This is a genomic window from Thauera sp. (assembly GCF_034003485.1).
GTDB lineage: Bacteria > Pseudomonadota > Gammaproteobacteria > Burkholderiales > Rhodocyclaceae > Thauera.
The window spans coordinates 1-14,942 of record NZ_JAVEYL010000047.1 but is presented as its reverse complement, the minus strand read 5'-3'; the positions used below and the strand labels follow the sequence as shown (position 1 = coordinate 14,942).

General features: G+C 66.4%; 13 protein-coding genes. All 13 read left to right on the top strand.

Annotated elements, in window-relative coordinates; translation table 11 throughout:
* Positions 1–59: 59 nt before the first annotated feature.
* Positions 60–569: a carboxymuconolactone decarboxylase family protein gene (locus RBT54_RS16960; RefSeq protein ID WP_050416200.1), complete on the top strand. Its 510-nt coding sequence runs from the start codon at positions 60–62 to the stop codon at positions 567–569.
* A gap of 4 nt (positions 570–573) precedes the next feature.
* Positions 574–2,805: a CoA transferase gene (locus RBT54_RS16955; protein WP_096447436.1), complete on the top strand. Its 2,232-nt coding sequence runs from the start codon at positions 574–576 to the stop codon at positions 2,803–2,805.
* A 26-nt stretch (positions 2,806–2,831) separates the two neighbouring features.
* Positions 2,832–3,569: an SDR family NAD(P)-dependent oxidoreductase gene (locus tag RBT54_RS16950; protein WP_096447434.1), complete on the top strand. Its 738-nt coding sequence runs from the start codon at positions 2,832–2,834 to the stop codon at positions 3,567–3,569.
* Between the two features lie 12 nt (positions 3,570–3,581).
* Positions 3,582–4,856 (top strand): acyl-CoA dehydrogenase family protein, encoded by a 1,275-nt coding sequence (locus tag RBT54_RS16945; protein ID WP_096447432.1) that lies wholly within the window; start codon positions 3,582–3,584, stop codon positions 4,854–4,856.
* A gap of 50 nt (positions 4,857–4,906) precedes the next feature.
* Positions 4,907–5,908 (top strand): phosphotransferase family protein, encoded by a 1,002-nt coding sequence (locus RBT54_RS16940; RefSeq protein ID WP_320368204.1) that lies wholly within the window; start codon positions 4,907–4,909, stop codon positions 5,906–5,908.
* Between the two features lie 26 nt (positions 5,909–5,934).
* Entirely contained in the window at positions 5,935–7,134 is a 1,200-nt protein-coding gene (locus RBT54_RS16935) for an MFS transporter (protein ID WP_320368203.1), read from the top strand.
* A complete protein-coding gene (locus RBT54_RS16930; RefSeq protein ID WP_153169531.1) occupies positions 7,125–7,895 on the top strand; it encodes an SDR family NAD(P)-dependent oxidoreductase in 771 nt (256 codons plus the stop codon). Before RBT54_RS16935 ends, RBT54_RS16930 begins: the two co-directional genes overlap by 10 nt.
* 265 nt (positions 7,896–8,160) lie before the next feature.
* Positions 8,161–9,435, top strand: a complete 1,275-nt coding sequence (locus tag RBT54_RS16925) for a cytochrome P450 (protein ID WP_320368202.1) — start codon at positions 8,161–8,163, stop codon at positions 9,433–9,435.
* Between the two features lie 162 nt (positions 9,436–9,597).
* A complete protein-coding gene (locus RBT54_RS16920; RefSeq protein ID WP_096447424.1) occupies positions 9,598–10,905 on the top strand; it encodes an amidohydrolase family protein in 1,308 nt (435 codons plus the stop codon).
* A gap of 133 nt (positions 10,906–11,038) precedes the next feature.
* Positions 11,039–12,184: an acyl-CoA dehydrogenase family protein gene (locus tag RBT54_RS16915; RefSeq protein ID WP_096447422.1), complete on the top strand. Its 1,146-nt coding sequence runs from the start codon at positions 11,039–11,041 to the stop codon at positions 12,182–12,184.
* 2 nt (positions 12,185–12,186) lie between these two features.
* Positions 12,187–13,242: an acyl-CoA dehydrogenase gene (locus tag RBT54_RS16910; RefSeq protein ID WP_096447420.1), complete on the top strand. Its 1,056-nt coding sequence runs from the start codon at positions 12,187–12,189 to the stop codon at positions 13,240–13,242.
* The gene (locus RBT54_RS16905) at positions 13,239–14,039 is read left to right on the top strand and encodes a crotonase/enoyl-CoA hydratase family protein (RefSeq protein WP_096447418.1); all 801 of its coding nucleotides are present in this window, start codon (positions 13,239–13,241) and stop codon (positions 14,037–14,039) included. The genes RBT54_RS16910 and RBT54_RS16905 overlap by 4 nt, the downstream gene beginning before the upstream one ends.
* Before the next feature lie 37 nt (positions 14,040–14,076).
* On the top strand, positions 14,077–14,942 hold an 866-nt coding region (locus tag RBT54_RS16900), incomplete at its 3' end, for an acyl-CoA dehydrogenase family protein (protein ID WP_320368201.1).

Sequence of the window (14,942 nt, the reverse complement as noted above, 5' to 3'; positions counted from 1 at the left end):
CTGAGCGTTCTGACCGACGTCTCGCCGGGCAATCCGTTCATCCCAACCGAGGACCCACCATGGCGAGAATCCAGCCCATTCCCCTCGATGCGTTGCCTGCACCGCTTGCCGACGCAGTGGCGCGGGGGTGCGCCAACCGCATGTTGAGTTCCACCGTCCCGGTGCAGGTCTGGGCACATCGCCCCGAGCTTGCCCAAGCCTGGCTCGCGACCCTGGAAACGATGCACGTGAGTGGGGTGCTCGACGGCCGCCTCCGCGAGCTGGTGCGGCTCAGGATCGCCTCGATCACGACCTGCAAGGCGTGTCAGCTCGCGCGCAAGGACGACGCGGTGAGCGAGGAGGATATCGCCTGCCTGAGCGCGGACGATGCTCGTTTTTCGCCGCACGAGAAGGCGGCGCTGCGATACGCCGAGCTCTTTGCGGCCGACTACATGGCCATCGACGACGCGGTATTCGCCGAGCTCGGCCGCCATTTTTCCACCGCCCAGATCGTCGAACTGAACATGTTCTGCGCGCTGATGCTAGCGGGTGGGCGCATGACCTATGTGCAGCAGGCGTACGCGGAGTAGGGCGATGCACGAAGGCATCCTCGCCGGTATCCGCGTCGTCGAGATCGCATGCGGCATCCCCGGTCCGGCGGCCGGGTTGCTGCTCTCGGAGGCGGGTGCGGAAGTCATCCGCATCGAAGCGCCGGGCAGCGATGCGGAGCAGGGCACGGCCTTGTTCTCCGTTCTCAACAGGGGAAAGCGTCGGGTCGAGCTCGACCTGGATCGCGATGATGGGCGCGGGCGTCTGCGTGCCTTGCTGGCCGACGCCGACGTGTTGATCCACGACTTCATACCCCGCCGTGCGGCGGCGTTGGGGCTGGCGGACGACGTGCTTGCTGCAGCATGCCCGCAGCTTGTTGTCTCGGCAATCACCGGCTGGCCATCCCGGCATCCACTCGCCGAGGCCTTGCCGCGGGAATCGCTCGTGCTCGCGCGCTTGGGTCTGCTCGACGAGCAGCCTGGTCATCGGCCGGGCCCGATCTTCGTCCGCATGCCATTCGCGAGTTGGCTCGCCGCCTGGTTCTGCGTCATCGGGGTGATGGCGCGTCTGATCGCACGTCGACGCGACGGGCGCGGCGGGGCGGCTCACACCAGCCTCGCCCAGGCCGCGCTCGCACCGATGAGCATGCACTGGTCACGCGCCGAGACGCCGACACCGGTGTTCGCGAAAGGGCTCGACAAGACGACGCCTATTCCGCTGCACCGATGCTTCGACGGGCGCTGGATCCATGTGCACTACTCGCCGGACAAGGCGCCTTGGATGGCAGAGGCGCTCGCAGCGATGGGGCCCGAGGCGGTCGCGGCCGAGAACGCGAAATATCCACCCAGCCACGTTGCGCCAAACTTCGGCGCGAATAGGGCAATCATTGCCACGCGCCCTGCGCAGGAATGGGTCGAACACTTCTGGCAGCACGACGTGGCCGCACAGGTTGCGGCCCCTTTCGGTGAGATATACCGCGACGAACAGGCGCGTGCCAACGGATTTGTCGTGATGGTGGACGATCCCGTCCTCGGTCACGTGTTCGAACCCGGGCCGGCGTACACCACCGACCCTCCCCCGCGCCTGCGCGGCGGGTTGCTGCCGCTTGAATCGGACCCGGCTTGGAGCGTCCCGCGCGCGCAAGCATTCGACGGCGTGCCGAAGGGGCAGTCGGGGAGCGCACCCCTCACTGGCCTCAGGGTGCTCGACCTGGGCGCCTACCTTGCGGGGCCCTTCGCGACGCAGCTCCTCGCCGACCTCGGCGCCGAAGTCATCAAGGTGGAACCCCCCGGTGGCGATGCGATGCGCCGTCTGGAACGGATCTTCGCCGGCACGCAGCGTGGCAAGCTCGGTGCGACGCTCAAGCTCGGGGATCCGACCGCACAACCGGCACTCGCGGCGCTGGTGCGCTGGGCCGACGTGGTTCATCACAACGTCCGCCTGCCGGCCGCGCACAAGCTGGGTATCGACTACGAAACGCTGAAGGCGATCAATCCGGCGCTTGTGTATTGCCACATCAGCTCCTACGGTCCGCTGGGACCGCGCAAGGACTGGCCCGGGTTCGACCAGCTGATGCAGGCGGCCTGCGGCTGGGAAGTGGAATGCGGCGGCGAGGGGAGGCCGCCGATGTGGTTGCGCTTCGGCGTCGGGGACTACTTCGCCGCGCTGTCGTCAGTGTTCGCACTCCTGCTCGCGCATTTTCAGCGCCAGATAACGGGCGACGGACAGGCGGTGGCGGCATCGCTCCTCGGCGCGACGCTACTGACCGTGGGCGAGGCCGTGATGCGCGCCGACGGCAGTCTGTCCCCGATCGATCACCTCGACGCGGCGCAGACCGGCGTGTCGCCGGATCACCGTCTGTATCGCTGCGCGGACGGCTGGCTGGCTGTCGCCGCGCTGCGGCCGGAGGAAGCGCGGGCGCTCGCCGCCTTGGCCGGGAACGATCGCGAGGCCTGGTTTGCGGCGTTCAGCCGCGAGACGGCCTGCGAGTGTCTGACCGCGGCGGGGGTGCCTTGCGAGCCCGCGCTCGAAAACCCCGGTCTGAGCTTTCTCGACGACGACGGCTGCCGACGGGCGGGGCTGCACGCCGCCTATCCGCACGCGGTGTATGGGCACCTCGAACAGGTCGGCGCGTACTGGAACTTTTGCGACCTGCCCCTCGCCCTTGACCGGGCACCGCCGGCGCTGGGCGAGCACAGCCACAGGGTGTGGCGATCGGTCGGGCTCGACGAAGGGCAGATTCAAAGCATGGTCGCCGCGGCCGTGACCAATCCCTGACGCATGGACGAAGGAGAAACGAACACGTGAACGAACTGGACTTCAGCGGCAAGACGGTACTCGTGGTGGGAGGATCGAGCGGGATCGGCAACGGCATGGCGCAGGCCTTCCGTCGGCGCGGGGCGAGCGTCCACGTCTGGGGCACGCGACCGACCGCCGCCGATTATGCGGATTCGGCCGACTCGAACCTCGAGGGACTCGCGTATGCGCAAGTGGACGTGGCCGACGCCGATGCGGTGGCGTGCGCGCCGGTGCCGTTCGAGCGGCTCGACGTGCTGATCTGCTCGCAAGGCACGGTGCGCTACAACCGCGAGGAGTTCAAGGTGCCGGCCTTTCGGGAGGTCGTGAATGTGAACCTCGTGAGCCTCATGGCCTGTGGCGACAAGTTCCACGACATGCTCGCCGAGAGCCGCGGATCGATGATCATCGTGAGTTCGGCCGCGGCCTTCCATTCCACGGTCGGCACCCCGGCCTACAACGCTTCCAAGACGGGGGCCTACGGCCTTACCCGCACGCTGGGCGAAGCGTGGGCACGTGACGGCATCCGCGTGAACGGCATCGCCCCCGGGCTCGTCGCGACCAAGCTTACCCGCATCACGACGGATCACCCCAAGCGCCTTGAGGCGTCGCTCAAGAATATTCCCCTCGGCCGCCTCGGCACGCCGGAAGAGATGGCCGGTGCGGCGCTCTTCCTCGCTTCGCCGCTGGCGTCCTACATGCTCGGCCAGACCCTGCTGGTCGATGGTGGCCTGCTGCTCGCCTGATGGAGATCGAAGATGGCATGGGATTTTGAGACCGACCCGGAATTCCAGCAGGAACTCGACTGGATCGACCGCTTCGTGCGCGACGAGGTCGAGCCGCTCGAGCATGTCCTCGGCAGTCCCTGGAATATCCACGATCCGCGCTTCGAGGCGCTGGTCCGCCCGCTGCAGCGCGAGGTGAAGGCCAGGAATCTGTGGGCTTGCCACCTCGGACCGGAACTCGGCGGGTCGGGCTATGGCCAGGTCAAGCTGGCGCTGATGAACGAGATCCTCGGTCGCGCGCTGTTCGCGCCCATCGTGTTCGGTGCGCACGCGCCCGACTCGGGAAACTGCGAGATCCTCGCGCACTACGGCACGCCCGAACAGAAGGCGCGCTACCTCGAGCCGCTTCTCGACAACCGCATCGTGTCCTGTTTTGCGATGACCGAGCCGCAGGGGGGCGCCGATCCGAAAGTGTTCACGACGCGCGCCGAACAGGATGGCAATGATTGGCTGATTTCGGGGCAGAAGTGGTTCGCGTCGAACGCGCGCTATGCCGCGTTCTACATCGTCATGGCGATCACCGATCCGACCGTGTCGCCCTACAAAGGCATGAGCATGTTCATCGTGCCTGCCTGCACGCCGGGAATCGAGATCGTCCGTAACGTCGGCGTCCCTGACGATCCCGAGGCGACTCATGGCTACCTGAACTTCGACCGGGTGCGGGTGGCGGCGGAGAACATGCTCGGCGCGCCGGGCGAGGCCTTCGTCGTCGCGCAGGTGCGCCTCGGCGGGGGGCGCGTGCACCACGCGATGCGCGTCATCGGCCAGTCGCAGAAGGCGCTCGACGCGCTGTGCGAGCGGGCCTTGTCGCGCAGCACCCAGGGCTCGCTGCTCGCGGACAAGCAGATGGTGCAGGAGAGGATCGCCGATGCGTGGATCCAGCTCGAGCAGTTCCGCCTGCTGGTCATGCGCACTGCCTGGCGCATCGACAAGTACCAGGACTACATGAAGGTGCGCAAGGACATCGCCGCGGTGAAGGCGACGATGCCCAAGGTGCTGCACGACATCGCGTCGAGCGCATTGCAGGTGCATGGATCGATAGGGGTGTCGTCCGAGATGCCCTTCGTCGGCCTGATCGTGCGCGCCTACCAGATGGGGCTCGCAGACGGTCCGACCGAGGTGCACAAGGTCACCGTCGCCAAGCAGTTGCTGCGCGAGTACACCGGTTGTGAGGACCTGTTCCCGGACTATCACCGGCCGACGGCCGAGGCCGCTGCACGGGCGAAGTTCAGCGCGGTGCTGGGATGAGCGCTCACGGGGGGGCGGCGGAGGTCGATCTCGGACGACTCGCCGAATGGATGGATGCGCAGGGGCTGGGTAGTGGGGCGATCGACTCCGTTACGCCGCTCACCGGGGGCACGCAGAACGTCCTGCTGCGCCTTTTTGGGGACGGCGCCGAGTACGTCCTGCGCTGCCCGCCGCCGGGCGCAAAGCCCGAGATCCACGCGACCTTTCTCCGTGAGGCGCGGCTGCTCGGAGCACTTGCCGGCACGGCGGTACCACACCCGCGCCTGATTGCTGCCTGCAGGGATGCGTCGGTGCTCGGTGCGCCGTTCTACCTGATGGCTCCGGTGGATGGCTTTACCGCAACGCCCACGCCGCTCCGGGGGCTCTATGCCACTGATCCGACGTGGCGCCATGCGATGGGGCTGTCGATGGTCGATGCCTTGCTGCGCCTGGGCGAGGTCGCGCCCGATGCGGTCGGACTGGCGGACTTCGGGCGGCCGGAAGGGTTTCTTGAGCGGCAAGTGCCGCGCTGGCTCAAGCATCTCGAGCGCTGCGCGGAGCAGCCCGGTTGGCCGGGGCCGCAGGCGCTGCCTGGTGTGCGCGAGGTGGCCGACTGGCTCGAAGCGCACGTGCCGGCAGCCAACGTTCCGGGGCTGATGCACGGCGATTATCACTTCGGCAACGTGATGTTCCGGAATGACCGGCCGGCGCTTGCAGCGATCATCGACTGGGAGCTTGCGACGCTGGGGGATCCGCTGCTCGACCTCGGCTGGCTCGTCGCGACCTGGCCCGACCGCGACGGGCGGGGCGCCGGCACCATCCGTATCGCGCCCGCCGACGGTCTTCCCTCGACTGCCGAACTCATCGAACACTATCGCCAGCGCACCGCGCGCGACCTGTCGGCGATCGACTGGTACGTCGCGATGGCACGCTTCAAGCTCGGCATCATGCTCGAGGCGAGCCATGCGCGATCCTGCGCAGGCAAGGCACCGGCGGAAACCGGCGCGCAGCATCATGCGTCCGCGGTGCGCCTGCTCGAAGCGGCGATCGCGGGGATCGAGGTGCGGGCGTGAATGGGCGCGGTGTTTCCCCGACATCCATGCGTAGCGCCCTGGTGGCGCTGGTCGCATGCCAGGTCGGACTGCACGCCTGCGTGCAGGGGGCTCGCCTGACCGCGCCGCTGAGCGTCCTTCGGCTGGGGCATTCCGAGTGGGCGGTGGGGCTCGTGATGACGATGTTCGCGCTCTTTCCCGCGATCTTCGCTATCCCGGCCGGACGGCTTGCCGATCGGCACGGCTACCATCTGCCGGTGCGCATTGCGGCCGGCCTGTCGCTCGCGGGTGCGTTGCTCGCAGCGTCGGTACCCCATCTCATTGCCCTGTGTGCGGCCGCTGCGTTGTGCGGCGCGGGCTCGGGTTTCGGCATGATCGCGATCCAGCGCACGGCCAGCCGATTCGCGCGGGACGAGGCGGATCGACTTCGCGTGTTCAGCTGGATCGCGCTCGCTCCGGCCGTGGCGGGACTCTTCGGGCCGATGATGGCCGGCGTGCTGATCGATCATCTCGGCTTTTCGGCGGCGTTCGCCGCGCTCGCGCTGCTTCCGTTCGCGACCCTGGTGATCGCCCAGGCGGTCCCGCATGAAAGCCGGGCGTCGGTCTCCGCGTTGAACCGCAAGCAGACGTCCGCTTGGGGCCTGCTCCGCCTGCCGTCGTTCCGGCGCCTGCTCCTCGTCAACTGGCTGGTGTCGGCCAGTTGGGACGTGCATGGCTTCGCGTTGCCGATTCTCGGGGTCGAACGCGGCTTCAGCGCGTCGGCGCTGGGGGCGGTGCTGGCGGCCTATGCGGTGGCGTCGATGTCGGTGCGCGTCGTGATCCCGTTTGTGGCCGAACGCCTGCCGCGACGCCATTTGCTTGCGGGGGCGCTTTTCATCACGTGTCTGGTGTTCGTGCTGTATCCACTGCTCCAGAGTGCATGGGCCATGGCGCTGTGCGCCGCGACCCTCGGACTTGCGCTGGGCGCGATCCAACCGACGATTCTCGCAACGCTGCATCAGGTCACGCCCCGCGAGCGGCACGGCGAGGCGCTGGCTTTCCGCTCGATGACGGTGCACGCCTCGATGACCGCGATGCCCCTCCTTTTTGGCGCCATTGGGGCGAGTGCCGGCGCGGCCGTGCTGTTCTGGGTGATGGCCGCGGCGCTCGGTCTCGGAGGCCTGCAGGCCCGTCGGATCGACACGGACAACGGGGTTCCCGCGCGCCGCGAGGAACATCCACAACAGGAGGAGAGGACATGCAGCTGAGCGGAAAACGCCTCATCGTGACCGGCACCGCAGGGGGCATCGGTGCGAGTGCACTGCGCGGACTGGTGGCGGCCGGTGCGCGGCTGGCGGCGCTGGACGTGAATGACGAGGCCGGCCGCGCGGAAGTGGCGCGCGCCAATGTGGGAGCCTCGGGCGAGGCGAGGTATTTCCACTGCGACATTCGCGAGCGTGCCGAAGTCGATAGGATCGTCGCGCAGGCTGTCGCCTGGCTGGGCGGCCTCGACGGACTGGTGAACATCGCCGGCGTCGAGCGCGCGGCGCCGGCCGAAGCGATCGTCGAGGCTGACTGGGACCTCATATTCGACGTCAATGCGCGCGGTACCCTGAACACCAACCAGGCCGTCTTTCCGCATCTGCGGGAGAAGGGCGGTCGCATCCTCAACTTCGGCTCCGCGGCGGGGGTCATGGGGCTACCCGGGTGTGCCCACTATTCGGCCGCCAAAGCAGCGGTCCTCGGCTGGACCCGAACGGTGGCGAAGGAGTGGGGGCGACACGGCATCAGCGTGAATGCCGCTGCGCCGGGCATGTGGACACCCATGTACGACGCCCACCGCGCACGAATGGACCAAGATGCCCTGCGGGCGCACGACGCGATGATGGCCGGGTTGATCCCGCTCGGCGGCAAGCTCGGCGACCCCGATCGCGACATGACGCCTTTCGTGGTGTTCATGATGAGCGACGGGGCGCGCTTCATCACCGGCCAGACGCTGGCCGTCGACGGTGGACTCATGATTCCGTGATGCAGGAGCGAGAACCGTTGCACTGTCGGCTGCACTAACGCGCGCCACGTCAGCATTCCCGCCCAGGCAGGGCAGGTGTCCTCCGGCCTGCCCCGGTCCCTGCTTGAACACTTGGCAGTACGCATTAAATGGAGCACTATGCGCAAAAATGTTCAGAAACAGCGCCGTCTTATCCGGCGTGAAGGCACCGTGTCGAGGCCATTGCACATGGCCGGCACAGCGTGTTCGTTCACGACCGGGCGGTGCGCCAACGGAGGAAGACGAAATGAGCAGTGTCAAGGACGTTACGCTGGAGAGCGCGTTCGCCGGAGTGGCCGACAACTACCGCGGTGAGGATGTCGATCTGCATGCGATCTACCGCGAGATGCGGAAGAACTCGCCGATCATTGCCGAGAACTTCATGGGCAAGCTCGGCGTGCCGAACATCGCAGGGCTGGATCCGAACCGGCCGACCTACACCGTGTTCAAATACAAGGACGTGATGACCGTCCTGCGCGATGCCGCAAACTACACCAGCGGTTTCATCGCCGAAGGGCTGGGGGCCTTCTTCGACGGCCTGATCCTCACCGGCATGGACGGCGAGGCGCACAAGAAGGCACGCGGCCTGCTGCAGCCCATCTTCATGCCCGACGTGGTCAACACGTGGCGCGACAGCAAGATGGATCCCATCGTGCGCAACGAGTACCTGTTGCCGCTGGTGCCGAAGAAGAAGGCCGACCTGATGGACTTCGGCCTCCACTTCCCGATTCGCCTGATCTACGCGCTGATCGGTTTTCCCGACGACGAACCCGAGAAGATCGAACAGTATGCGGCATGGGCGCTGGCGATCCTTGCCGGCCCGCAGGTGGACGCCGAAAAGGCCGCGATTGCGCGCAAGGCTGCAATGGAAGCAGCACAGGCGCTCTACGACGCGGTGAAGGAAGCCGTCGTCGCCGTGCGCCAACGGGGTGCCGAAGGAAACGACCTCATCAGCCGCCTGATCCGTGCCGAATACGAAGGGCGCAAGCTCGATGACCACGAGATCACGACCTTCGTGCGTTCGCTGCTCCCGGCTGCCGGTGAGACCACGACGCGGACCTTCGGCTCGCTGATGGTGTTGCTGCTCGAGCGTCCGGACGTGCTCGACAGGGTCCGCAAGGATCGCAGCCTGGTCGGCAAGGCCATCGACGAGGCGATCCGGTTCGAGCCCGTGGCGACCTTCAAGGTGCGTCAGGCGGCACAGGACCTCGAACTCGGCGGCGTCCGCATCCCGAAGGGTGCCATGGTCCAGTGCATCGTTTCCTCCGCCAACCGCGACGAGGAAGCCTTCGAGAACAGCGAAGAGTTCGACATCGATCGCAAGCTCAAGCCTTCATTCGGCTTCGGCTTCGGCCCTCACATGTGCATCGGGCAGTTCATCGCCAAGACCGAGCTCCAGGTGGCGCTGAACGCCATTCTCGATCTGTTCCCCAACATCCGCCTCGACCCGGATCGGCCGAAGCCGCGGATTACGGGCGCACAGCTTCGTGGCCCTCACTCCGTCCCGGTCATCTGGGATTGAGGTGGCGCGCGGACCGGCTGAGCCAGTGGCCGATCTGGAAATTTCGTTAAACATGAACATAAAGCAAAAAAGTGTTTAACAAAACGAATTTCTTGCTCTAAGATAGAGGCTCATAACCGGTTCGCGCCCACCGCGGACGCCACTCCAACAGGGGACACACACATGAAGCTCGAAGATCTCATCCTTGTCAGCGTCGATGACCATGCGATCGAACCGCGTGGCGCCTTCGACCGCCACATGCCCGCCAAGTACAAGGGCCGCCAGCCGCGCGTCGAAAACCGCAACGGCCGCGACATCTGGGTGTTCGAGGAGCAGGCAACGGGCTACATGGGACTGAATTCGGTGGTCGGGCGTCCGAAGGAGGAGTACGGCATGGAGCCGCTCTCCTACGAACAGATGCGCCGTGGTACCTGGGACATCAAGGCGCGGGTCGACGACATGAATGCGAACGGCGTGCTCGGCTCGCTGTGTTTCCCGACCTTCCCCGGTTTCGCCGGCCAGCGCTTCCAGGTCATGCCGGACAAGAACGTCAGCCTTGCAGCCATCCAGGCCTACAACGACTGGCACCTGCATGACTGGTGCAACGCTGCTCCGGGTCGCTTCATCCCCTTGATGATGGTGCCATGGTGGGACATGCAGGCCGCCGCGGCCGAGGTGAAGCGCATGGCCGATCAGGGTGTGCATGCCATCACGCTGTCCGACAACCCGACCGTGCATGGCTACCCGTCGATCCACAACCCGCACTGGGATCCCCTGTGGAAGGCGTGCGAAGAGAACAATGTCGTGATCTGCTGCCACATCGGCACCGGGGTGAAGGCGGCTCACGCCTCGGATGAATCGCCGATCGACGCCTGGATCACGTCGATGCCGATCTCGATCTCCAACTCGGCGGCGGACTGGATCTGGGCACCCATGTGGAAGAAGTACCCCAAGCTGCGCATGGCCCTGTCGGAAGGCGGCATCGGCTGGATCCCGTATCTGCTCGAGCGCGCCGACTTCACGCACAACCACCACCACGCCTGGACGAACTCGAACTTCGGCGGCAAGAAGCCCAGCGACATCTTCAACGAGCACTTCATCACCTGCTTCATCGAGGATGCGTTCGGGCTCAGGAACCTCGACTCGATCAACGTCGACATGGTCACGTGGGAGTGCGACTACCCGCACTCGGACTGCACCTGGCCGAACTCCGCGGACGTGTTCTGGCAGCAGGCGAAGAACCTGCCCGACGAGATCATCAACAAGATCAGCCACCTCAACGCGATGCGCGAATTCTCTTACGACCCGTTCGCCATCCTGGGGCGCGAGAACTGCACCGTCGGTGCGCTGCGCGCGCAGGCGACGCATGTCAGCATCGAGCCGGCGCTGGGCCTCGGCGGCGCAGCTCCGCAACGCGATCCCAGCAAGCCGGTGACCTCGGGCGATATCAACAAGATGTTCGCCTCGGCGGACGCGCAGACCGCGCTCTGAGTCCGGCTGCAGTGCGGTTGGCGGGCACGCGGGGCGTGTCCGCCGGCCGACGGTCGTCCGTGCCGTTCGCGGGCGACGTGACCCGGGTCAACCACGCCGTTGCTCAAGCCGACGGCCCACTATCGAACGCGCCATGTCCATAGACCAGTTCAAGTACAGTCGCATTCCACCGGAGGCCGAAGCACTTCGTGCGGAAGTGCGTGCCTTCCTCGCCGAAGCCCTGAAGGACTACCCGGCGGTCCGCCGGGCGGATTCCTGGATGGGGTTCGACGCCGAATTCAGCCGTCGCCTGGGAGCGAAGGGCTGGGTCGGCATGGCTCTGCCCAAGCGCTATGGTGGCGGCGAGGCGAGTCCCTTCGCGCGCTACGTCGTGATCGAGGAGCTGCTCGCCGCCGGCGCGCCGGTGTCCGCGCACTGGTTCGCCGATCGCCAGAGCGGCCCGCAGATCCTGCACTACGGCACCGATGCGCAGAAAGAACGCCACCTGCCGGCGATCTGCCGCGGCGAACAGTTTTTCTGCATCGGCATGAGCGAGCCCAATTCGGGCTCCGACCTCGCTTCGATCAAGACGCGCGCACGCCGTGAAGGGGACAAGTGGGTGGTGAATGGGCAGAAGGTGTGGACCACCAACGCCCACCGCTCGCACTACATGATCGCGTTGGTACGCACCGGCGAGAACAGCAAGCGCCAGGAAGGACTCTCGCAGTTCATCATCGACCTCAGTCTGCCGGGCATCACCATCCGGCCGATCAAGGACCTGACGGGCGCCGAGCATTTCAACGAGGTCTTCTTCGACGAACTCGTACTCGATGCCGACGCCATCATCGGTACCGAAGGGCAGGGCTGGGGGCAGGTCACCGCCGAACTCGCCTTCGAACGCAGCGGTCCCGAGCGCTTCCTCAGCTCGATCGCGCTGCTCCACACGCTCATCGACGCGGTGGGCCGTAGTCCTGATGCCCTGCAGGCCAAGGAGATCGGCCGCTTCGCCGCGCGACTGGTGACGCTGCGCAACATGTCGTTGGCGGTGACGGCCCAACTCGCGGCGGGCAACAACCCGGCGTGGGAGGCCTCGGTCGTGAAGGATCTCGGTGCGGTTTTCGAGCAAGAGATTCCGGAAGTCGCGCAGCTGTTGTGCGAGCTTCCGCCAACCGTTCAGGGCGGCAGCGACCACGCCCAGGTGCTGGCCTATCTGACCCAGATGGCGCCATCGTTTTCACTGCGCGGCGGCACGCGGGAGATTCTCCGCGGCATCATCGCGCGCGGATTGGGGCTGCGTTGATCATGAGAGACCTATTCGATTCCTCTGTCGAGCGCCTGTTCTCGGACCTCGTCACCGCCGACGCGGTGTTGGCTTGCGAGGGCGGCGAATGGCCGACGGAGCTGTGGACGGCTGTCGAAGCATCCGGATTCACGCTGGCACTGGTGCCGGAGTCGCTCGGCGGTGCAGGTGCCACGTGGGCGGATGTATGTGGTGTGCTGCGTCTGGCCGGCCGCTTCAACCTCCCGCTGCCGCTGCCCGAAGCGATGCTCGCCAATTGGTTGCTGGGTGCGAGCGGACTGGCCGCCGTGTCGGGAACGCTGAGTGTTGCCGCGCGCGGCACACTGCGCCTGGAAAACGGCCGTGTGACCGGGGCCGCTGTCGATGTGCCATGGGGGCGCCACGTCCGCCACGTGGTGGCCGTCGCAGCGGGCGCGGCGCCGGCGGTGGTGCTCCTGCCGACCGAGGCGGCGACGGTGGTGCGTACCGTGAATACGGCCGCCGAACCGCGCGACACGCTCAAATTCGAAGCGGTGGTGCCGCTCGCAAGCGCGGCTTTGCCGACGGCACTGTCGGCCGACGTGCTCAAGCTTGGCGGTGCAATGATGCGTGCCGCGCAGATTGCGGGCGCGCTCGAAACCGTGTTGGCGATGGCCACCACGTATGCCGGTGAGCGCGTGCAGTTCGGCAAGCCGATCGGCAGTTTCCAGGCGATCCAGCACCAGATTGCAGTCCTCGCCGAACATGCGGCGGCCTCCGTGATGTCCGCCGAAGCGGCCTTCGCCGAGTCGGACGATCGGCTCGCACGCCTGCCGGTGATGGCGGCCAAGATCTGCGCCTCCGAGGCCGCGGGGATCGGGGCGGGTGTCGCCCACGCCGTGCATGGCGCGATCGGCTTCACCCACGAACACGCCCTGCACCTGACGACCCGCAGGCTGTGGTCGTGGCGCAGCGAGTTCGGCTCGCTCACCGACTGGTCGCAGCAGCTCGGTCGCGCGCTCTGCGGCGCCGGCTCCCAGGCATTGTGGCCATCGGTTACCGCCGGCGTGCTCGCCGCATACGAGGAGACTGCAGCATGAAACCCTTTCTGATCCTCGAACGCGAGGACGCCATCCTCACCGTCCGCATGGATAGCCCGGAGACGCGCAACGCGCTCTCCGACCCGTCACAGATGCAGGAGTTCGTCGACCTGTGCGCCAACGTCCGTACGGACCGCTCGATCAAGGTCATCGTACTCACCGGCAACGGACCGGCTTTCTGTGCCGGCGGCAACGTCAAGGACATGCGCGAACGCGGCGGCATCTTCGCGGGGTCGCCCTATGAGGTGCGCGAGACCTACCGCAATGGCATCCAGCGCATCCCGCTGTGCCTTTACGACCTGGACGTGCCCGTCATCGCGGCGATGAACGGACCGGCGATCGGCGCTGGCCTGGATTTGGCGTGCATGTGCGATGTGCGCATCGCCGCCGACACCGCGAAGTTTGCGGAAAGCTTCGTGAAGCTCGGCATCGTGCCGGGTGATGGCGGTGCGTGGCTGCTGCCGCGCATCGTCGGTATGCCCAGGGCCAGCCTGATGGCGCTCACCGGCGACATGATCGGCGCCCAGACCGCGCTCGCGTGGGGCCTCGTGACCGAGGTGGTACCTGCTGCCGAACTCGAGACCGCGGCGCTGGGCATTGCCCGGCGCATGGCGGCTAATCCGGCCCACGGCCTGCGCCTTACCAAGCGCCTGTTGCGGGAAGGCCAGCACATGCGTCTCGATTCGCTGCTGGAGATGTCGGCGGCCTACCAGGCGCTTGCCCATCACACCGAAGATCACATGGAAGCGGTCGCAGCCTTCGTCGAGAAGCGCGAACCGAAATTCACCGGCCGCTGAGCCGGGAAACTGCACGAGAACAGGCGGAGGAACAAGGATGCGGACCGTATTCCGTGAAGATCATGAAATGTTCCGCGAGATGGCGCGGCGCTTCATCGAGAACGAGATCGTCCCCCACCTGCACGAGTGGGAGGCGGTCGGGATCGTGCCGAAGTCGGTCTGGCGCAAGGCGGGCGAGGTCGGCCTGCTGTGCTCGACGGTGCCGGAGGAATACGGCGGTGCGGGTGGCGATTTCGGCCACTCGGCGGTGATGATCGAGGAGCTGGCGCGGGTCAATGCGACCGCGATCGGCTTCACGACCCACTCCGAGATCGTCGCCCCTTACATCGTTGCCTACGGCAGCGAGGCGCAGAAGAAGAAGTGGCTGCCGCGGATGGTTGCGGGCGAGATCATCGGCGTCATCGCGATGAGCGAGCCCGGCATCGGTTCCGACCTGCGCTCGATGCGCACCAGCGCACGGCGCGATGGCGACGAATACGTCATCAACGGCCAGAAGACCTTCATCACCAACGGTGGCAACGCGGACCTGATGGTCACCGCGACCAAGCTCGACCCCAATGCGAAGGAGCTCACGCTGATCTGCGTCGAGGCCGATCGCCCCGGATTCTCCAAAGGCCGGCTGCTTGAAAAGATCGGACTGAAGGGCCAGGACACCTCGGAACTCTTCTTCGACGACGTCCGTGTCCCGGTCGAGAATCGCCTCGGCGACGAGAACAAGGGCTTCGGCTATCTCACGCACCAGCTCGCGTGGGAACGCACCATCATCGGCATTCGCGCTGCCGCCTCCATCGAGGCGCTGATCGACGACACGCTCGAGTACGTGCGCGAGCGCAAGGTGTTCGGCAAGACGGTCTTCGATTTCCAGAACACCAAGTTCAAGCTCGCCGAATGCAAGGCGCAGGC

Bases quoted from the DNA above. Each gene is read 5' to 3' on its own strand.
- RBT54_RS16960 (WP_050416200.1), top strand. From the start codon at position 60: ATGGCGAGAATCCAGCCCATTCCCCTCGATGCGTTGCCTGCACCGCTT.
- RBT54_RS16910 (WP_096447420.1), top strand. From the start codon at position 12,187: ATGAGAGACCTATTCGATTCCTCTGTCGAGCGCCTGTTCTCGGACCTC.
- RBT54_RS16905 (WP_096447418.1), top strand. From the start codon at position 13,239: ATGAAACCCTTTCTGATCCTCGAACGCGAGGACGCCATCCTCACCGTC.
- RBT54_RS16930 (WP_153169531.1), top strand. From the start codon at position 7,125: ATGCAGCTGAGCGGAAAACGCCTCATCGTGACCGGCACCGCAGGGGGC.
- RBT54_RS16915 (WP_096447422.1), top strand. From the start codon at position 11,039: ATGTCCATAGACCAGTTCAAGTACAGTCGCATTCCACCGGAGGCCGAA.
- RBT54_RS16925 (WP_320368202.1), top strand. From the start codon at position 8,161: ATGAGCAGTGTCAAGGACGTTACGCTGGAGAGCGCGTTCGCCGGAGTG.
- RBT54_RS16935 (WP_320368203.1), top strand. From the start codon at position 5,935: ATGCGTAGCGCCCTGGTGGCGCTGGTCGCATGCCAGGTCGGACTGCAC.
- RBT54_RS16920 (WP_096447424.1), top strand. From the start codon at position 9,598: ATGAAGCTCGAAGATCTCATCCTTGTCAGCGTCGATGACCATGCGATC.
- RBT54_RS16945 (WP_096447432.1), top strand. From the start codon at position 3,582: ATGGCATGGGATTTTGAGACCGACCCGGAATTCCAGCAGGAACTCGAC.
- RBT54_RS16940 (WP_320368204.1), top strand. From the start codon at position 4,907: ATGGATGCGCAGGGGCTGGGTAGTGGGGCGATCGACTCCGTTACGCCG.
- RBT54_RS16955 (WP_096447436.1), top strand. From the start codon at position 574: ATGCACGAAGGCATCCTCGCCGGTATCCGCGTCGTCGAGATCGCATGC.